The organism is Buchnera aphidicola (Microlophium carnosum), assembly GCA_011752475.1.
In the GTDB taxonomy this organism is placed as follows: domain Bacteria; phylum Pseudomonadota; class Gammaproteobacteria; order Enterobacterales; family Enterobacteriaceae; genus Buchnera; species Buchnera aphidicola_BG.
Map to the genome: position 1 here is coordinate 328,155 of CP048747.1, position 19,418 is coordinate 347,572.

Genomic DNA, 19,418 nt, shown 5'->3' on the forward strand with positions numbered 1-19,418 from the left:
AGAAATGTTCAATGAATTGTCTACCTTTTTTAATTGCAAAAAGATTATATGTTAAAAATAATAAAAACTATATAGTATTACTAATTTCTGTATTATCTAAGATATGTATTTCTGTTAGTATATTTGCATTGATTATGAGTTTTAGCGCGTTAAATGGATTTCATACATTATTAAATCAAACAATTTTATCAACTTTACCTCATGGAGTTATTCAATTAACTGATAAATCATTGATAACATGGCAAGATGTCATCAAAGAATTAAGAATTTTACCAGGTATTACTTATTCTGAACCTTACATTGTCACTAGTGGATTATTAGTTGTAAAAAATAAAGTTAAACCAATTGAAATTAAAAGTTTTAGCAATATAAAATATTTAAAAAAAACTTTTTTTCATCCACATAAACAAAATATTTTTTCAAAAAAAAAATACCATGATCATGAAATTATTCTCTCATCCTATTTATTAAAATATTTATCAATAAAAAAAGGTGACCAGATCAATGTATTTTTTTTTAATAAAAAAAACAATCATATTGGTTCTCAAATACAACATTTTTCTTTAAAAATTATAGATATGTTTGAATCAAATGGAATATTAGATTCAAATATAGGATATGTTCCGTTTAATTTTTTTAAAAAATTTTTTTGTACAGATAACAATATTAATACAATTGAACTGCATATGTCTGATCCTTTTAACGCGAATCAAATTATTTTAAATGCTGCAAATAAAATAAATAAACCCCTTGTAGTGTACACCTGGATCAATAGTTGTAAATCTATATATCATGACATTAATAAAATAAAGGTAATAGTGTATTTAGGGTTGATATTATTAGTAATAATTTCATGTTTTAGTATTGCGTCTATTTCTCTGATGACTATATCTAAAAACACACAAGAGATTGCTATTTTACGTAGTATGGGTGCTAGTAATTTTATTATTCAGATAACATTTATATATTATGGATTACGTTCTATCATTGTTGGTAATATAATTGGTTTATTCATAGGAATAATGATTATTTTAAATTCTAATAGAATAATATTTTTTTTAGAAAAAAAATTCAGATATAATATTATTTCAGATAATATTTATTATATTAGTTTTTTTCTATTAAAAGTAAATATATCAGATGTAATAATTATATTTATTAGCACTGTAATAATAGGAATTATAACAAATTGGTATCCAGCATATTATGCTTCAACAATTAATCCTAGCAAAATATTAAAAGAATATTAATATAAATATTATATATATGTTTTTTCATATAAAAAACTCATCGAATAAAATAAATATAAAATTAAAATTATATAAGAAATTATTGATATAATTTTTTAAAAATGGTGAAAATATGACTATTAAAGTAGGTATTAATGGATTCGGTCGTATTGGACGTGTATTATTTCGACTTGCTCAAAAACGTTCGGAAATTGAGATTGTAGCTATCAATGATTTATTAACTCCTGAATATATAGCTTATATGTTAAAATATGATTCTACACATGGTATCTTTAAAAAAGATATTGAAGTTAACAAAGAACATATTATTATTAATGGAAAAAAAATTCGTGTCACTGCAATAAAAGATCCTGCAAAATTAATGTGGGACGATTTATCAATTGATGTAGTAATTGAATCAACAGGTCTTTTTTTAACAGAAGAGTTAGCTTATAAACATATTTTAGCTGGTGCAAAAAAAGTAGTTATTACAGGTCCCTCAAAAGATAATATTCCAATGTTTGTAAGAGGTGCTAACTTTCATAAATATAAAGGAGAAAAAATTGTATCTAATGCATCATGTACTACTAATTGTTTAGCTCCTTTATCTAAAGTAATAGATGATAAATTTGGTATTATTGAAGGTTTAATGACTACTGTACATGCTAGTACAGCTACGCAAAAAATTGTCGATGGAGCTTCTCAAAAAGATTGGAGAGGCGGCAGAGGAACATTGCAGAATATTATTCCATCTTCTACTGGAGCAGCTCTTGCTGTGGGAAAAGTTTTACCAAATTTAAATGGTAGACTAACTGGAATAGCTTTTAGAGTACCAGTATCAAATATATCTGTAGTAGATTTAACAGTGCGTTATAAAAAATCTGCTACATACGCTGAAATATGTCAAGTAATACAACAAGCTTCTCAAGAAGAAATGAAAGGAATTTTAGGATATACTGAAGATGAAGTTGTTTCTACAGATTTTAGTGGTGAAGAATTAACTTCTATTTTTGATGCTAAAGCAGGTTTGTCTCTAAATAAAAATTTTGCTAAACTTATTTCTTGGTATGATAATGAAACAGGTTATTCTAGCAAAGTTCTCGATTTAGTATCTTTAGTATCTGGTATACAGATATAAAATATAATTATAGTAATAATTATTTTTTAAAATATAAATATAATTTTTTATTTTTAAAAGAGTCTCATTGACACTGTCATTAAAAAAAATGATAGATATATTTTATTTTTGTATTTTACATATATTTGTATTGCACATATACGGCGGTATTAATTTTATATTTAATACCGCCATTTATAATATTAACAAATACATTTTAACAATATACTGTTGATCTATAGATTAATATTAATTAATTAGCTCTCTTGATATTTTTTATACATATGAATATATTTATATTTAAAAAAATAATATATTTTTTATTTGAACTTGAAGAAATTTGTACAATTAAATTATATAAAAATAGTATTTTAGAATGAATTTCTTATATCTTATACACTTTTTATTAATAAGAAATTTTTCTTATAATATATATTATATAAAAAAATTCTTTTTTAGAAAACTAATTATATATAATTCATTATTTTTATAGTAAAAAATTATAAATTGTTGTTATTTTTTAGTTTGATGTAAATTAAATTATGTTTTGTATTTTTTTATGTTGTGATATTTAAATTTATATTAAAACATGGAATAATTTCTTTTACCCACTGTTTTATTCTATGTGTAGTTTTTTCTGATTGTCGATCTTCATCTAAAAGTAATCCAACAAAATATTGTTCATTAAATAAAGCTTTAGATTGTTCAAAACAATATTCTTTTGTAGACCACTTACCAATGATAGTTGCTTTATTTTTTTTTATAATATTATGAATTACACCTACTGCATCGCAAAAATATTCACTATAATCTTCTTGATCACCACAACCAAATAATGCCACGGTTTTTCCTGAAAAATTAATTTTTTTTAAAGTTGGTAAAAAATCATCCCAATCACACTGAACTTCACCATAATACCAAGTGGGTACTCCTAGTATTAAAGAATTAAAATTTTCAATATCTTTCTGGAAAGTATTGCTGATATCGTACAAAACAGACATATCATTGCCTATATACTTTTGTATTAATTTAGCTATCTTTTCTGTATTTCCAGTATCACTTCCAAAGAAAATACCTATTTTTTCCATTTTAGTATCCTATAATACAACATATTTTTAATATAGACATATGTTAATATATTTATATATTAATTTGTTAAAAAATAAATGTTTAATATTTTGTAAACTATATAAGTTTATTCTTTAATGAAAAAAATTATATTTATTTTATTGTTTAAACAGATACATAATTTATATTAAATTTAAATATAAAAATGTTTTTGTCATATATCTTCTATAAAAAAATTCAATAAAAAAATTGTTGCTCGATTTTTTTTTATTTTATCTATATTATAACAATATAATCATAAAAATTTTAACAATATAATTGTTATAAAAAATGTAATTATTTTTTAAATTAATTTATATATTTTATTAAATAAAAAATTATTTTTAATTTAAATAATTAATTATTACTCGTATATTTAAATAAGAAATATTTTTAAAAAATTTTCTATAAAAAATAATATGCATGTATAAGAAATTTTACTAATCTAATATATTAAATATAAATATTATGCAAAAAAATTTAGTTTGGTTTCGTAATGATCTTCGATTGTATGATAATACGGCTTTATATCAAGCATGTAAATCTGATGAAGATAAAGTAATAGGTTTGTTTATTGCTACTCCTAAACAATGGAATAATCACTATATTTCGAAAAAAAAAATCGCTTTTATTTATTATAATTTAGTGTCTTTACAAGAAGAATTGTTAAAATTAAATATTGTTTTATACTATCATGAATCTACTGATTTTTTAAATTCTGTAGAATTTCTTATGTTTTTTTGTGAACAACATAAAATCAATAATTTATTTTATAATTATCAATATGAAATAAATGAACGTAATCGAGACTGTTTAGTAAAAAAAAAATTATCTCAAAAAGGATTTTGTGTAAAAGGTTTTCATGATAGTATTTTATTTACTAATAAAAAAATTAGAAATCAAAACAACGAAACATATAAAGTATTTACTTTTTTCAAGAAGCAAATAATGCAGAATTTATCTAATAATATACCTCATTGTTTTCCTATTCCTTCGATAAGAAAACCTGATAGAGATATTTTCTTAACTCCTATCCCATTACCAAATTTAAATTTAAATAGAAATGTTTTCCCAATTGGAGAAAAAAATGCTATTAATCGCTTAAAAAATTTTTGCATGTATAAAATTGATGATTATTCGTACAAACGAGATTTTCCTTTCTTAGATGGTACTAGCATGTTATCTCCATATTTATCTGCAGGGATAATATCATCTCGACACTGTATGATGATGATTTTAAAAAAAAAATATAGTTTTTCATCAAATATTCTTTTTACTTCCTCTTGGTTTAATCAAATATTATGGCGTGATTTTTATTATCATTTATTAATTGGATTTCCGAATATTAGTAAATCTGAATCATTGGTTGAGTGGGAAAGAGAAATAGATTGGATTAATAGCATAAAACACTTTAATGCCTGGAAAGAAGGAAGAACAGGTTTTCCTATAATAGATGCTGGTATGAGACAATTAAATGAACTAGGTTGGATGCATAATAGATTAAGAATGATTACATCTAGTTTTTTAGTAAAAAATCTTTTAATTAATTGGAGAAAAGGAGAAAAATATTTTATATCTCATTTAATTGATGGAGATTTAGCACTAAATAGTGGAGGCTGGCAATGGTCAGCATCAGTGGGATGTGATTCTGTACCTTATATACGAATGTTTAATCCATTATCTCAATCAAAGTTTTTTGATACATCAGGTATTTTTATAAAGAAATTTATTCCCGAATTAAAAAATATACCTAATAATTACATTCATCAACCACATGAATGGTCAACACGACAAAACTTTAAAATAGATTATCCTGTCCCTATTATCAATTATAGTGACAGCAGAAAAAAAAATTTATTAATATTTAACCAAGCACGATTAAAATGTAAAAAAAAATAGGCTTAACAATTTATGAATAATTTTTTTTTAGAAGAACTTATTAACAAAAAATTATCATCTAATCAATGTAATGATATAGTTCCGAATGGTTTACAAATTGAAGGAGAAAAAAGAGTAAAAAAAATTATTACTGGAGTTACTGCTTGCCAATCTTTATTAGATAAAGCGCTATTGTTCGATGCTAATACTATAATAGTTCATCATGGTTATTTCTGGAAAAATGAATCACAATATATACATAACATGCAAAGAAAAAGATTAAAAACTATACTTTCTCATGATATTAACTTATATAGTTGGCATTTACCCTTAGATATTCATCCAGAATTAGGAAATAACGCGCAAATAGCTAAAAAATTAAATATTTGTATTCAAGGAAATATTTTACCTTATGTTTTTTGGGGGATTATAAAAAACAAAATGACAGGTTTTGAATTTGCAAATAAAATAGAAAAAGAATTTAAAAAATACCCCATACATCTATATGAAAATGCTCCATGTTATATTAGTCGTATTGCTTGGTGTAGTGGTAGAGGACAAGGCTTTATTAAACAAGCATGTGCATTTGGAATTGATGCTTTTTTAACAGGTGAAATTTCAGAAGAAACTGTTCATATTGCTAGAGAGTTAGGAATTCATTTTTTTTCTTTAGGACATCATGCTACTGAAAAAGATGGTATTAAATCTTTAGGTGAATGGTTACATAATAAATATAATTTATGTGTTAATTTTATTGATATTTATAATCCTGCATAATTTTATTCAACTAATATTTAATCATCGCAAATAATTTAAAGTAATTTTTTACTTTCTTAAATAAATTCGATTTTTTATTATATAGATTATACAGTAATCAATATATTTATATATTTTTATAAATATATTTTTTTGATTTAAAATATTTATAATATTTTATATAAAAACTTTTTAAAAGAACATTATGAACAAAGATAAAATAAAATATTGGTTAAATTCTTCTTGGTTGTCTAGAGATAATCAAGATTATATAGAAAAAATATATAAAAATTTTCTAATAGATGATCAATCTGTAGATATTATGTGGAATGAAGCATTTTTAGAACTTACCAAAGAACAAAACAATATTGACTTTAAAAATGATATAAAAAAAAAGAAAGATTTACTTATTAATAAAATTAATAATCTTATTCATGCATTTCAAACAGAAGGTTATAAACAATCTTTAATTGATCCACTTAAATTAATAAAACAAAAAAACATTCCAAATTTAGATCTTTCATATTATGATTTTTCGCAAGAAGAGATACAAAAGAATATTGAAATTAATTTCAAAAATTGTAATAAGTTTCAAACTAATGTTGCAAGTTTATATAAAATATTATCCAAAAAATACTGTGGTTCTATTGGTTTTGAATATATGTATATCGATAACGTATTAGAAAAACAGTGGATTACACAATATATAGAATCTTTTTTTGATGAGAACTTATTATCTACAGAAGAAAAAATAAAATTTTTAAAAGAAATAACTTATGCTGAAACTTTAGAAAAATATATTGGAAAAAAGTTTCCTGGTGCTAAGCGTTTTTCTTTAGAAGGAGCAGAAACATTAATTCCTATGCTACATGAAATAATAAGATTTTCAAAAAACAACAATATATCTGAAATAATATTAGGTATGGCTCATAGAGGCAGATTAAATGTGCTTGTAAATGTTTTAAATAAAAGTCCAAAAATCTTATTTGATGAGTTTTCAGGTTTAGAGCCATCTAAAACAATCAGTGGTGATGTTAAATATCATTTAGGAGGAACTTCAGAAATAAAAAATGAAAAAAAAATAAACTTTCATATGGCATATAATCCATCTCATTTAGAAATTATTAATCCTGTTGTTTCGGGGATAGCTCGATCTTATATAGATGAAATGAATAAATTAGATAGTGAAATTTTACCTATTAGCATTCATGGAGATGCTTCTGTAATTGGTCAAGGTGTAGTGCAAGAAACATTAAATATGTCTCAAACAGAAGGCTATAAAGTAGGCGGAACCGTGCATATAGTGATTAATAATCAAATTGGATTTACGACTTCTAATCCTAGACATCTTCGTTCTAGTCAATATTGTACAGATATTGCTAAAACAATTCAGGCACCTATTTTTCATGTTAATACGGATGACGTAGAAGCATCTATTTTTACTATTCAACTAGCTCTTCACTTTAAAAAAAAATTTAAAAAAGATGTTTTTATAGATTTAGTTTGTTATAGACGTAATGGACATAATGAAGTAGATGAACCGTCTGTTACACAACCTGTCATGTATCACAAGATAAAAAATCATCTTACTACAAGAAAAATATATTCTGATTTATTAATATCTAAAAATATAATAACATCTAACAAGAATCAAGAAATCACCAATAAATATTTTCTTAAATTACAAACAGGTCAGTATATTTTTTCAAGATCTAAAAAAATATCTTTTAAAAATGATAGTCTCACAGAAAAGAAAAAAATTAAAAAAATACAAAAAACAATAAATTTTTCTAATTTACAAAAATTAGCTTTTTTAATTAATAGTATTCCTGATTCAGTTAAAATGCACAATCGAGTTAAAAAAATCTACGAAGAAAGATTAAAGATGGCTCAAAACTTAAAATTATTTGACTGGGGAGCAGCTGAAACACTAGCTTATGCAACAATTATTAATGAAGGAATTTCTTGTCGTATTTCTGGAGAAGATGTAAGAAGAGGTACTTTTTTCCATCGTCATGCTTTTATTCATGATCAGGTTGATGGTTCTATTTACGTTCCATTAAATAATATTAGTAAGATACAGGGAAGATTCCAAATTTGGGACTCTGTATTATCAGAAGAAGCAGTTTTAGCTTTTGAATATGGATATTCTTTATTTCAGTCTAACACACTGACTATTTGGGAAGCTCAATTTGGTGATTTTATTAATGGCGCTCAAATAGTTATTGATCAGTTTATAAGTTCTGGTGAACAAAAATGGAATAAAAAATCTAATTTAATTCTTTTATTACCTCATGGTTATGAAGGACAGGGACCTGAGCATTCATCTTCTAGAATTGAACGATTTCTTCAACTTTGTGCAGAAAGAAATATGAAAGTTTGCATTCCTACAACATCATCTCAAATCTTTCATCTTTTACGGCAACAAATATTCAATAAAATTTATAAACCATTGATTATTTTTACTCCAAAATCTCTGTTAAGAAATTCGATGGCATACTCTTCTTTTAGTACTCTTATTCATAGTAAATTTGAAAAAATAATAGATGAAATAGATAATGTTAATAAACAAGAAACCCGTCTTATTTTTTGTTCTGGAAAAATATACTATGATTTATTACAAAATCGTCGTGAAAAAAAAATTAATTCTATTCTCTTAATTCGTATTGAACAATTATATCCATTTCCAAAAAATGAAATAGTACAAATACTAAAAAATTATTGTTACATAAAAGATTATGTATGGTGCCAAGAAGAACCCTATAATCAAGGTGCTTGGCTTTATATTAAAGATTATCTAAATGATATGTTGCCATCATGTTCCTCATTAAAATATATCGGTCGTACATCTTCAGCTTCACCTGCAGTTGGTTATTTTTCTATTCATAAAAAACAACAAGAAATAATTATTCAAAATGCATTAAATATTAATTCAATAACAGGATAGGGCATGAAAAAAATAAATATTCTTGTTCCAGATTTACCAGAATCTATTAGTGACGCAACAGTTGTAAAATGGTATAAAAAAATAGGAGATATAATTAATTGTGACGATAACATAGTTGATATTGAAACAGATAAAGTAATGTTAGAGGTGTCTTCACCATGTGATGGAGTATTACAATCAATTTTACAAGAAGAAGGAAAAATAGTTAAATCTCAGCAAATACTTGGTGAAATAAACGAATTGGATATTATTCAGAATAATATTATAGGAAAAGAACAAGATTCATTAAATAAAATAAAAAGTGCTATAACTAAAGAAGAAAAAGAAAAAATAATATTTTCTTTGCAGGATAATAAAAAATATCTTACTCCATCCATAAGACGATTAATTAAAACACATGAAACTAATAAATGTTCTTTACATAACATAACAGAAACAAGTAATGAAATTAATTCTGAAAATACCATAAAAAAAGAAGTAAAGCAATCAGATATAAATCCGTCAAATTGCAATACCTTAAATCCAAATCAGTATAATGAAAAAGAAAATAAAAAATTTGAAAATAGAGTAAAAATGACTCGACTACGCCAAAGAATTGCAGAGCGATTATTAGAAAGTAAAAATAATACAGCTATGTTAACAACTTTCAATGAAGTAAATATGAAACCAATCATACTTTTACGTGAAAAATATGGCGAAGATTTTAAAAAAAAACATGGCATTAGAATTGGATTTATGTCTTTTTTTGTAAAAGCAGTTGTTCATGGATTAAAAAATTTTCCAGAAATAAATGCTTATATAGATAAAACAGATATAGTTTTTTATAAAAATTTTGATATAAGCATTGCTATTTCAACACCAAGAGGATTAATAACACCAGTATTAAAGAATAGTGACAAAATGACAATGTCAGAAATAGAAAAAAAAATAAAAGAATTTTCTATAAAAGGATTTCAAAATAAAATTAATATTAAAGAATTAATTGGTGGAAATTTTACCATTACTAATGGGGGTATTTTTGGTTCTTTAATGTCTACACCTATTATTAATCCTCCTCAAACAGCCATATTAGGCATGCATATGATTCAAGAACGTCCAGTAGTTGTTAATGGAAAAATTAAAATTCTTCCAATGATGTATCTAGCATTATCTTATGATCATCGTTTAATAGATGGGAAAGAGTCTGTGGGTTTTTTAGTAAATATAAAAAATATATTAGAAGATTTCACTCGTATTTTAATTGATATTTAAAATTATTTTTTATAATTTAGTATTATATACTTTAAAAGTACAGTAATTAAATTCATTATAAACTGTACTTTTATTATTAAAACCAATAACAAATAAAAATTTTTATATAAAAAAATAATTTTAAAAATAAAAAATAAATGATTTATGCTAATAATTAATCTTTTATAGATACAGGATAATAAGAGAAAAAAATGAAAACTAATAAAGTAGTTTTAATTAGACATGGTCAAAGTGAATGGAATGAATTAAATCAATTTACTGGATGGCATGATGCTGAATTATCTGAACAAGGAAGAAATGAAGCTAAATCTGCTGCTATCTTGTTAAAAAAAGAAAAATTTTATTTTAATTGTGCATATACATCTGTATTAAAACGAGCTATTCATACTTTACAATATATTTTAGATGAATTAAACCAGACCTGGTTATCAGTTAAAAAATCTTGGCGTTTGAATGAAAGACATTATGGTTCATTAGAAGGATTAAATAAAGACGAAGTAATTAAAAAATATGGAAAACAAAAAGTTCTTTTATGGAGAAGAAGTTTTAATATTATCCCTCCTCAAATCAACATACAAGATAAACGTTTCCCTGGAAATGATCTACGCTATTCTCATTTAAATATTGATGATCTTCCTTTAGGAGAAAGTTTAGAACTTACTGCAAAACGAGTTATACCTTATTGGAATAAAATTATTTACCCTCAATTAAAAAAAAATAAAAAAATACTTATTGTAGCACATGGCAATTCTTTGCGTGCTTTAATACAATATTTAAATAAAATAGATAATAAAGAAATTTTAGAATTAAATATTCCTACTGCAAAACCTATTATTTTAGATTTTGATAAAAATAATAATTCCACTAAATGGTACTACTTAAAATAATTTTCTTGACAAACTATTATTAATTTTTCTGTCACCTAAACACTTAAATACTGATTTTTTCTAGTTATGTTTAGAAATATATTTATATCAAGTAATATAAATATATTTCTAAAAAATATATTTAATAGATTTTTCATAAAAATTATTTTCAATCAAAAATAAAAAAATAAAATTTTATAGAAGTATAAAAAAGAGGTTCTAATGATTAAAAAAATTGGAGTCTTAACCAGTGGTGGAGATGCTCCAGGAATGAATGCTGCAATTCGAGGAGTTGTTAGAACGGCACTTAGTGAAAAATTAGAAGTATTTGGAATTTACGATGGGTATTTAGGTTTATATGAAAACCGCATGGTTAAACTTGATAGATACAGTGTATCTGACATGATTAACAGAGGTGGAACATTTTTAGGATCAGCTAGATTTTCTAGTTTTAATCAAGATAAAATACGTTCTATTGCAGTACAGAATATAAAAAAAAGAAAAATAGATGCTCTCGTGGTGATTGGAGGTGATGGATCCTATATAGGAGCTCAAAAATTAACAGAAATGGGTATACCATGTATTAGTATTCCAGGTACTATAGATAATGATGTGTCAGGTACTGATTATACAATCGGTTATTTTACAGCTTTACAAACAGTTGTTGAAGCTATTGATCGATTACGCGATACTTCTTCTTCTCATCAACGTATTTCTATCGTAGAAGTAATGGGAAGACATTGCGGTGATTTAACATTGTCTGCAGCTATCGCTGGTGGCTGTGAATTTATTGTATTACCAGAAATTGACTATAAAAAAGAAGAATTAGTTATTGAAATTCAAGCAGGTATTGCTAAGGGAAAAAAACACGCTATTGTTGCAATAACAGAATATATTTGTGATGTAGAAGAATTAGCACGTTATATTGAAAAAAAAACAAATCGAGAAACAAGAGCTACAATACTTGGTCACATTCAAAGAGGTGGAGCTCCTGTAGTATATGATCGTATATTAGCTTCAAGAATGGGTGCATATTCAGTTGAATTATTAGTACAAGGTTATCAAGGTAAATGCGTTGGAATAAAAAATGAAAAGATGGTCTTTAATGATATAAAAAATGTACTGAAAAATATGAAACGTGTTTTTAAAAAAGATTGGTTAATTACTGCTAAAAAGTTATATTAACAAAAAATTAGCGCCGGTTTTAACGGCGCTCTGATTTTTAAAAAAAGTGATGCAGGTTTTAAAAAATGAATATTTGTAGAAAAAAAAATATCATAAAAAAATGTTTTTTTGAGTTTTTGGGAACAGGTTTAGTAATATTTTTTGGAATAGGATGTTTAGCTGCTTCAAAATTAACAAATATTAATTTTAATCAATTTGAAATTAGCTGCATTTGGGGTTTTGGAGTATCTATATCAATTTATTTTAGTTCTTCAATATCGGGAGCTCATTTAAATCCCGCTATTACTATCTTTCTTTGGTTATCTTCTAAATTTAATAAAAGAAAGGTATTACCGTACATCATATCTCAAATATTTGGTTCTTTTTTTTTTACAATGCTAATTTATTATCTTTATAATAATTTATTACTTTCATTTGAAAGTAAAAATAATATTATAATAGGCACGAAAAAAAGTCTTGATTTAGCTTCTATTTTTTGTATTTACCCTAACTATGAGAATAGTTTTTTTTGTGATTTTATGATAGAAATTTTTTCAACAGCACTTTTTATGATAATTCTATTAGAATTGAATAATAGAAATAATAGTTACTTTTTACATAATAGATCTATAGTACCGATTCTAATAGGTCTGTTAGTCTGTATGATTAATTTAGTCATAAATCCTTTAAATAATATAAGTCTAAATCCAGCACGTGATTTAGGTCCTAAAATATTTCTCAGCTTAACTGGTTGGGGAATTTTATCTTTTACTGGAGGAAATAATAATATTCTATATTGTTTAATTCCTACAATAGGTCCAATTTTAGGTGCTAATTTAGGTGGTTGGACTCATAAGATATTAATTGAAAAAAAATAATTTTTTCAATTTTTAAATAATATGATGTGCTATTTTTATAATTTTCATAAACTCTTCAGAACTTAAAGATGCACTTCCAATCAATAAACCGTTTATATCTGGTTTTTCAATGAATCTTTTTGCATTAGAATGATTTATAGAGCCACCATATTGAACTACTATATCATTTATATTAATTGAATGATCATATTTTTTAATGTGATCCTTGATAAATTTATGTATTAACTGTACGTCTTCTGGATTAGCTGATACGCCTGTTCCAATAGCCCAAATGGGTTCATAAGCAATTATTGCATTTCTAAATGCTAACTTGCCTACTTTTTTGAATATAAAGTTTAATTGTTTTCTAATTACTTTTTTAGTATTATCAGATTTTTTATCTATTTCTGTTTCACCTATACATAAAATAGGTGTTAAATTGAATTTCTTAATCAAATGAAATTTTCTTGCAATAACATCATTGGTTTCATGATGTAATGAACGTCTTTCGGAATGTCCAATAATAATATATTTTACTCCTATATCTTCTAGCATTAAAAGAGAGATTTCACCAGTAAAAGCTCCTAGTAAATTACTATCTACATTTTGTGCTCCAAGAAAAATATTCATGTTATTGATGTTTTTATATACTCTTTCTAGGTATATAGTAGGAGGAGCAATAATAACAATATTTTTTTCTAAATAAATTGATGATTGCAACTTGAAATATTCAAAAAAACTAGAAATCATTTTTTTACTTCCATTTAATTTCCAGTTAGCTGTAATAAAAAATTTTTTCATTTATTACCTTAATAACATATAATTTTAAATTATAGAAACTAAGCTTTTTATAAGGAAATTATATATAAACTTAGTTTCTATGGTAAAGAATATTAAAAGATATTACTTATACATATTTGCTCGGTTTCGTAATTTTTTCCCCGGTTTAAAATAAGGCACATACCTTTCATTTAATTTTACTATACTTCCAGTTTTGGGATTTCGACCCATACGAGAAGAACGATAATGCAATGAAAAACTACCAAATCCCCGGATTTCAATTCTTTTTCCCTGTGCTAACGACGTCGTCATATGTTCTAACATTTCTTTTGTAGCACGTTCTATCATTTTATTTGAAATATGAATTTTTTGTTCAGCAATTCTTCCGAATAATTCTGACTTCGTCATAAATCCTCTATATTTACAAATATTAAAAATTTATTTATTTCTCAAAATTTTTGAAATAGTTATATAAAAAATATATACTTTTCAATAAAAAATTTATTATTCAGTATTTTTAGCTGCTTTAAATGCTTCTATCATAGCATTAGAAAAAGCATCTTCATTTATTTTACTATTAGAAGAAGCTATTAAGTCTTTTTTTGCATTGTCATCTATATTATGTATTGTAAGGTAAATTATTCTATTTTTTCGATCAAAGCTAGATAGCTTAACTAAAATTTTATCTTCAATTTTTAATGTGTTTGTCATTTGTTCAGCATTTAAACGAGGAATGTCCGATAATTTTATAATGCCTTCTAAATGTTCTGGTAACATTACCATAATATTTTTTTTGTCAAGAGATTTAATTTCTCCTGTAATAATTTCGCCTTTTTTATGGTTTTCAATATATATATTAAAAGGATCTTCTTCTAATTGTTTAATACCTAAAGATATACGTTCTCTTTCTGCATCTACTTGAAGAACTACAGCAGAAATTTCATCATTTTTTTTGTATTTTTTAACTGCTTCTTCACCCGGGATCGTCCAGGAAATGTCGGATAAATGTACTAATCCGTCAATACCTCCGTTTAAACCAATAAAGATACCAAAATCTGTAATAGATTTTATTTTTCCAATAACATGAACTCCTTTTTTATGAGTTTCAGAAAATTCTTTCCATGGATTAATTTTACATTGTTTTAAACCAAGAGAAATACGACGACGTTCTTCATCTATATCTAAAACCATTACTTCGACAATATCATTAACAATGACTACCTTTGATGGATGAATATTTTTATTAGTCCAGTCCATTTCAGATACATGTACAAGACCTTCTACTCCTTCTTCAATTTCTACGAAACAACCATAATCTGTTAAATTTGTTACACGTCCACTTAATTTAGTATCTTCCGGATAACGCTTGGAAATAGCTACCCATGGATCTTCACCTAATTGTTTTAATCCTAATGAAACACGTGTTCTCTCTCTATCAAATTTTAAAATTTTAATATTAATTTCATCACCTACACTTACTATTTCGCTAGGATGTTTAACTCTTTTCCAAGCCATATCAGTAATATGTAAAAGACCATCTACACCACCTAGATCTACAAAAGCTCCATAATCTGTTAAATTTTTTACAATACCCTTAACATGCATTCCTTCTTGTAAATTTTCTAACAATTGTTCTCTTTCAGCACTATTTTCTGACTCAATGACAGCACGACGTGAAACAACAACATTATTACGTTTTTGATCTAATTTTATTACTTTGAACTCTAATTCTCTTCCTTCAAGATGCATTGTTTCCCGAACTGGACGCACGTCTACTAAAGAACCTGGTAAAAATGCACGTATGTCATTTAGTTCAACAGTAAAACCACCTTTTACTTTACCATTAATAATTCCAATAACGATTTCCGATTTTTCATGAGCTTGTTCTAATAGCAACCATGCTTCATGACGCTTTGCTTTTTCGCGAGATAAAAGTGTTTCTCCAAATCCGTCTTCAATCGCATCTAAAGCGACATCAATTTGATCTCCTACGCTGACATCTAAAAAACCTTGTGAATTTTTAAATTGTTCAGCAGGGATAGCAGATTCAGATTTAAGACCTGCATCAACTAAAACTACATCTTTTTCAATAGAAATAATAGTGCCTCGAATAATTGAACCTGGACGTGTTTTGATTTCTTTTAGCGATTCTTCAAATAATTGAGCAAAAGATTCATTCATATTAATAATTTTGAGAAATTTTTATTAAATGTTCATCCTAACTTCATGCTAAAATGAGCTTGTTTTACATATCTTATAACAATCCTTATTAAAGAGTGTGGTCTTTAAAAGATTAAAGTAATTTTTTAATTATATTTTAATTTTTTGAGTAATATTTTCCATTAATGTTTTGATGACTTCTGATATACTCATATAAGTAGAATCTAATATTATAGCATTTTTTGCTATGCATAAAGGAGAAATTAATCGATTTCGATCACGTGCATCACGATTTTTCATGTGTATAAACAATTTTTGAAAATCAATATAATGACCATTTTTATTTAATTCTAACATCCTTCTGTTGACACGTACTTTTAAATCAGCATTTAAGAAAAATTTTAATATAGCATCTGGAAAGACTACTGTTCCCATATCACGTCCTTCTGCTATTAAACCAGGTAAACATCTCATCATCCTTTGTTTCTTGAGTAAAATTTTTCTAATACGAGGATAAGATGATAATTGAGAAGACATTTCACTAATTATTTCAAGATTCTTTGATTTATAAAAACAATTAATAGTTTTTTTTTAATTAATGAAAAATCTAAATTTTTTAATAAATTAATGATGTTCTTTTCAAGAATAGTAATGTTTTTATTGAATGCTAGAAATGCTACTAATCGATAAATTTTTCCTGATTCTAACAACGACCAATTTAATTTATCTGCTATTATTTTAGCGAGTGTACTTTTACCAACACCACTAGGACCGTCAATAGTAATAACCGGAATTTTATTTATCATATTTTATCTTTTATGTTTAAAAAAAATTTCATTAAAAAATTTTTATCAATTTTATCAAAAATTACTAATAGACAAAAAATTTTTAAAATAAGATGGAAAAGTTTTTGAGATGCAATCTGGATTTAGTATATTTACACCTATTCCAGATAATGATATAAGCGAAAAACACATAGCTATACGATGATCATTATAAGTTTCAATATTAGCATACTTAAAAAAAACAGGTGGAGAAATGGATAAAAAATCTTCTCCTTCTTCAACTATAGCACCAATTTTCCTTAATTCTATAGTCATTGCAGATAAACGATCAGTTTCTTTAACCCGCCAGTTATATATATTTCTAATAATCGTAGTACCCCTAGAAAACAGAGCTACGATTGCAATCGTCATTGCTGCATCTGGAATATGATTCATATCTAAATCTACTGCATTTAATTTATTACGAGTACAAGTAATAGCATAATCTTCCCAATAAATTATGGCTCCCATTTTTTCAAGAACATTTGCAAACTGTATGTCACCTTGAATACTTTTTTTACCAACACCTGTAACTTTAATTGAACCACCTTTAATAGCAGCAGCAGCTAAAAAATAAGAAGCTGAAGAAGCATCTCCTTCAATCATATAATTACCAGGTGTTTTATATTCTTGTCCACCTTTTATATAGAATACATTATAAGAATCATGTATAATATTTATTCCGAAACATTTAATTAAATTAATAGTTATATCAATATAAGGTTTAGAAACCAAATTTCCTTTTATAAAAATAGTAGTATTTTTTAAAGCAAGTGGAGCACTAATTAATAATGCTGTTAAAAATTGACTAGAAATATTACCATTTAAAAAAATAGATCCTCCGACAAAACCACCTCTTGTACGTATCGGAGGATATCCTATATTTTTTTCATATTCTATAACAGCTCCACCTTGTTTTAAAGCATCAACAAGATGTTGAATAGGTCTTTCGTGCATTCTATTATCTCCACTTAATAAGATATTATTCTTACATAAAGATAATACGGAAAGCAAAGGTCGTATAGCAGTACCTGCATTTCCTAAATATAATGAAATTGGATTATATAAATGAAATGCTTGACCTATACCTTGAATATGACATGTTTTTTTATCATCGGATAAGGAATATTGAATACCTAATATTTTTAAAGCATTTAACATACATTGTGTATCATGACTATCTAACAAGTTAGTTAAACACGTTTTCCCCTTAGCTATTGAAGAAAGTAATAACACTCTATTTGAAATGCTTTTTGAACCTGGCAAACAAATAGTCCCATTAACATAAGATATTGGTTTTAAACTAAAAGAATCTTGCATAATAAACATACGCTCTATTTAATTGAAGTTAAAATAGCATTATTAAAAATAAGTTAGACATAATCTACCCATATCGATTTTCAAAATATGACATAAATTTTATTAAAGATTGAACACCTTCTAACGGCATAGCATTATAAATAGATGCACGCATGCCACCCACTATACTATGTCCTTTTAAATAATTTAAACCTAGTTCAGAGGCTTCTTTTAAAAACAATTGATTTAATTTAGGATCATTTAAATGAAATACAATATTCATTTTTGATCTATTTTTACTATCTATTTTATTAATATAAAAATCACTGTCATCTATTTTGTTATATAATAAATCTGATTTTTTTTCGTTTAATTTTTCAATTTTTTTTAAACCACCTTGTTGTTTTAACCATTTAAAAACTAATCCTGATAAATACCAAGCAAATGTAGGTGGTGTATTAAACATTGAATTATACTTTGACATTTTTTGATAATCTAAAATAGAAGGAGATATCTTAGATGAATATCCTATAAGTTTTTTCCGAATAATAATTACTGTTATACCTGCAGGACCAATATTTTTTTGAGCACCTGCATAAATAAGATCGTAATTTTTAATATTAATTGAACGTGATAATATAAAAGAGGAAAAGTCTCCAATAATAATTTTTTTTTCAAAAACTGGCTCTTCATAAATAGCTAATCCATGAATAGTTTCATTAGGACAATAATGAACATATGCTGAATTTTTGTTAATTTTCCATTTTTTCATTGGCAAAAGAGACTCTTTTCCATTATAAGTTTCTCTGATTAATATAGATTGAGGAGTACAATATTTTTTAGCCTCTATAAATGCACAATTTGACCAATAACCACTATTGATATAATCTGCTGTTTTTGCATGATTTAATAAATTCATAGGAATAGCAGAAAATTGCCCTCTCGCACCGCCTTGACAAAATAATACTTTAAATGAATCAGGTATATTTAATAAATCTATTAAGTCTTTTTCAGCTTCTGAAGCAACCTGGATAAACTCTTCGCTACGATGGCTAATTTCCATTACAGAAGAACCAGAATTTTTCCAATTTTGCAGTTCTTTTTTTGCTTGATAAAGAACATCTTTTGGAATCATAGCTGGACCGGCACTAAAGTTATAAACTTCATTCATGATTTTCACCAA

17 protein-coding genes are annotated in these 19,418 nt (G+C 25.4%); 9 read left to right on the forward strand and 8 right to left on the reverse strand.

Annotation, left to right across the window (positions count from 1 at the left end; genetic code table 11):
- The first annotated feature begins 11 nt into the window (after positions 1 to 11).
- Together G4A98_01480 and gap are read left to right on the forward strand one after the other, a co-directional pair.
- Positions 12 to 1,250: an ABC transporter permease gene (locus G4A98_01480; GenBank protein ID QIQ41884.1), complete on the forward strand. Its 1,239-nt coding sequence runs from the start codon at positions 12 to 14 to the stop codon at positions 1,248 to 1,250.
- Between the two features lie 112 nt (positions 1,251 to 1,362).
- On the forward strand, positions 1,363 to 2,367 hold the full coding sequence (gene gap / locus G4A98_01485) for a type I glyceraldehyde-3-phosphate dehydrogenase (GenBank protein ID QIQ41885.1): 1,005 nt from the start codon (positions 1,363 to 1,365) through the stop codon (positions 2,365 to 2,367).
- 536 nt (positions 2,368 to 2,903) lie between these two features.
- Here gap and fldA read toward each other — a convergent pair.
- Entirely contained in the window at positions 2,904 to 3,434 is a 531-nt protein-coding gene (gene fldA / locus G4A98_01490) for a flavodoxin FldA (GenBank protein QIQ41886.1), read from the reverse strand.
- A 487-nt stretch (positions 3,435 to 3,921) separates the two neighbouring features.
- Between fldA and phrB the strand changes: the two genes are divergently transcribed.
- From phrB to G4A98_01525, 7 genes are all read left to right on the forward strand, one after another.
- The gene (gene phrB / locus G4A98_01495) at positions 3,922 to 5,352 is read left to right on the forward strand and encodes a deoxyribodipyrimidine photo-lyase (protein QIQ41887.1); all 1,431 of its coding nucleotides are present in this window, start codon (positions 3,922 to 3,924) and stop codon (positions 5,350 to 5,352) included.
- Between the two features lie 12 nt (positions 5,353 to 5,364).
- Positions 5,365 to 6,108, forward strand: a complete 744-nt coding sequence (locus G4A98_01500; GenBank protein ID QIQ41888.1) for a Nif3-like dinuclear metal center hexameric protein — start codon at positions 5,365 to 5,367, stop codon at positions 6,106 to 6,108.
- Between the two features lie 184 nt (positions 6,109 to 6,292).
- Positions 6,293 to 9,034 (forward strand): 2-oxoglutarate dehydrogenase E1 component, encoded by a 2,742-nt coding sequence (locus G4A98_01505; protein ID QIQ41889.1) that lies wholly within the window; start codon positions 6,293 to 6,295, stop codon positions 9,032 to 9,034.
- Positions 9,035 to 9,037: 3 nt separating this feature from the next.
- Positions 9,038 to 10,285 (forward strand): dihydrolipoyllysine-residue succinyltransferase, encoded by a 1,248-nt coding sequence (gene sucB / locus G4A98_01510; protein ID QIQ41890.1) that lies wholly within the window; start codon positions 9,038 to 9,040, stop codon positions 10,283 to 10,285.
- A gap of 191 nt (positions 10,286 to 10,476) precedes the next feature.
- A complete protein-coding gene (gpmA, locus tag G4A98_01515; GenBank protein ID QIQ41891.1) occupies positions 10,477 to 11,172 on the forward strand; it encodes a 2,3-diphosphoglycerate-dependent phosphoglycerate mutase in 696 nt (231 codons plus the stop codon).
- A 201-nt stretch (positions 11,173 to 11,373) separates the two neighbouring features.
- Positions 11,374 to 12,336 (forward strand): 6-phosphofructokinase, encoded by a 963-nt coding sequence (pfkA, locus tag G4A98_01520; protein ID QIQ41892.1) that lies wholly within the window; start codon positions 11,374 to 11,376, stop codon positions 12,334 to 12,336.
- A gap of 65 nt (positions 12,337 to 12,401) precedes the next feature.
- Complete coding sequence (locus tag G4A98_01525) at positions 12,402 to 13,193, forward strand: aquaporin family protein (protein QIQ41893.1); 792 nt, start codon at positions 12,402 to 12,404, stop codon at positions 13,191 to 13,193.
- A 12-nt stretch (positions 13,194 to 13,205) separates the two neighbouring features.
- Here G4A98_01525 and G4A98_01530 read toward each other — a convergent pair whose 3' ends face one another.
- The 7 genes from G4A98_01530 to serC all read right to left on the reverse strand — a co-directional run bounded on the left by G4A98_01530 (position 13,206) and on the right by serC (position 19,406).
- Positions 13,206 to 13,973, reverse strand: a complete 768-nt coding sequence (locus G4A98_01530) for a triose-phosphate isomerase (protein QIQ41894.1) — start codon at positions 13,971 to 13,973, stop codon at positions 13,206 to 13,208.
- A 102-nt stretch (positions 13,974 to 14,075) separates the two neighbouring features.
- Positions 14,076 to 14,360: an integration host factor subunit beta gene (gene ihfB / locus G4A98_01535; protein QIQ41895.1), complete on the reverse strand. Its 285-nt coding sequence runs from the start codon at positions 14,358 to 14,360 to the stop codon at positions 14,076 to 14,078.
- A gap of 96 nt (positions 14,361 to 14,456) precedes the next feature.
- Positions 14,457 to 16,133: a 30S ribosomal protein S1 gene (rpsA, locus tag G4A98_01540; protein QIQ41896.1), complete on the reverse strand. Its 1,677-nt coding sequence runs from the start codon at positions 16,131 to 16,133 to the stop codon at positions 14,457 to 14,459.
- 129 nt (positions 16,134 to 16,262) lie between these two features.
- Complete coding sequence (locus G4A98_01545) at positions 16,263 to 16,649, reverse strand: cytidylate kinase (protein QIQ41897.1); 387 nt, start codon at positions 16,647 to 16,649, stop codon at positions 16,263 to 16,265.
- Positions 16,650 to 16,657: 8 nt separating this feature from the next.
- The gene (locus G4A98_01550) at positions 16,658 to 16,918 is read right to left on the reverse strand and encodes an ATP-binding cassette domain-containing protein (GenBank protein ID QIQ41898.1); all 261 of its coding nucleotides are present in this window, start codon (positions 16,916 to 16,918) and stop codon (positions 16,658 to 16,660) included.
- Positions 16,919 to 16,972: 54 nt separating this feature from the next.
- Positions 16,973 to 18,256, reverse strand: a complete 1,284-nt coding sequence (gene aroA / locus G4A98_01555; protein QIQ41899.1) for a 3-phosphoshikimate 1-carboxyvinyltransferase — start codon at positions 18,254 to 18,256, stop codon at positions 16,973 to 16,975.
- Between the two features lie 64 nt (positions 18,257 to 18,320).
- Positions 18,321 to 19,406, reverse strand: coding sequence for a phosphoserine transaminase (gene serC / locus G4A98_01560; GenBank protein ID QIQ41900.1), 1,086 nt, complete (start codon positions 19,404 to 19,406; stop codon positions 18,321 to 18,323).
- Positions 19,407 to 19,418 lie beyond the last annotated feature (12 nt).

Bases quoted from the DNA above. Each gene is read 5' to 3' on its own strand.
- serC (QIQ41900.1), bottom strand. From the start codon at position 19,406: ATGAATGAAGTTTATAACTTTAGTGCCGGTCCAGCTATGATTCCAAAA.
- G4A98_01525 (QIQ41893.1), top strand. From the start codon at position 12,402: ATGAATATTTGTAGAAAAAAAAATATCATAAAAAAATGTTTTTTTGAG.
- phrB (QIQ41887.1), top strand. From the start codon at position 3,922: ATGCAAAAAAATTTAGTTTGGTTTCGTAATGATCTTCGATTGTATGAT.
- G4A98_01505 (QIQ41889.1), top strand. From the start codon at position 6,293: ATGAACAAAGATAAAATAAAATATTGGTTAAATTCTTCTTGGTTGTCT.
- G4A98_01480 (QIQ41884.1), top strand. From the start codon at position 12: ATGAATTGTCTACCTTTTTTAATTGCAAAAAGATTATATGTTAAAAAT.
- ihfB (QIQ41895.1), bottom strand. From the start codon at position 14,360: ATGACGAAGTCAGAATTATTCGGAAGAATTGCTGAACAAAAAATTCAT.
- G4A98_01545 (QIQ41897.1), bottom strand. From the start codon at position 16,649: ATGTCTTCTCAATTATCATCTTATCCTCGTATTAGAAAAATTTTACTC.
- aroA (QIQ41899.1), bottom strand. From the start codon at position 18,256: ATGCAAGATTCTTTTAGTTTAAAACCAATATCTTATGTTAATGGGACT.
- G4A98_01500 (QIQ41888.1), top strand. From the start codon at position 5,365: ATGAATAATTTTTTTTTAGAAGAACTTATTAACAAAAAATTATCATCT.
- G4A98_01550 (QIQ41898.1), bottom strand. From the start codon at position 16,918: ATGATAAATAAAATTCCGGTTATTACTATTGACGGTCCTAGTGGTGTT.
- gap (QIQ41885.1), top strand. From the start codon at position 1,363: ATGACTATTAAAGTAGGTATTAATGGATTCGGTCGTATTGGACGTGTA.
- sucB (QIQ41890.1), top strand. From the start codon at position 9,038: ATGAAAAAAATAAATATTCTTGTTCCAGATTTACCAGAATCTATTAGT.
- G4A98_01530 (QIQ41894.1), bottom strand. From the start codon at position 13,973: ATGAAAAAATTTTTTATTACAGCTAACTGGAAATTAAATGGAAGTAAA.
- fldA (QIQ41886.1), bottom strand. From the start codon at position 3,434: ATGGAAAAAATAGGTATTTTCTTTGGAAGTGATACTGGAAATACAGAA.
- gpmA (QIQ41891.1), top strand. From the start codon at position 10,477: ATGAAAACTAATAAAGTAGTTTTAATTAGACATGGTCAAAGTGAATGG.
- pfkA (QIQ41892.1), top strand. From the start codon at position 11,374: ATGATTAAAAAAATTGGAGTCTTAACCAGTGGTGGAGATGCTCCAGGA.
- rpsA (QIQ41896.1), bottom strand. From the start codon at position 16,133: ATGAATGAATCTTTTGCTCAATTATTTGAAGAATCGCTAAAAGAAATC.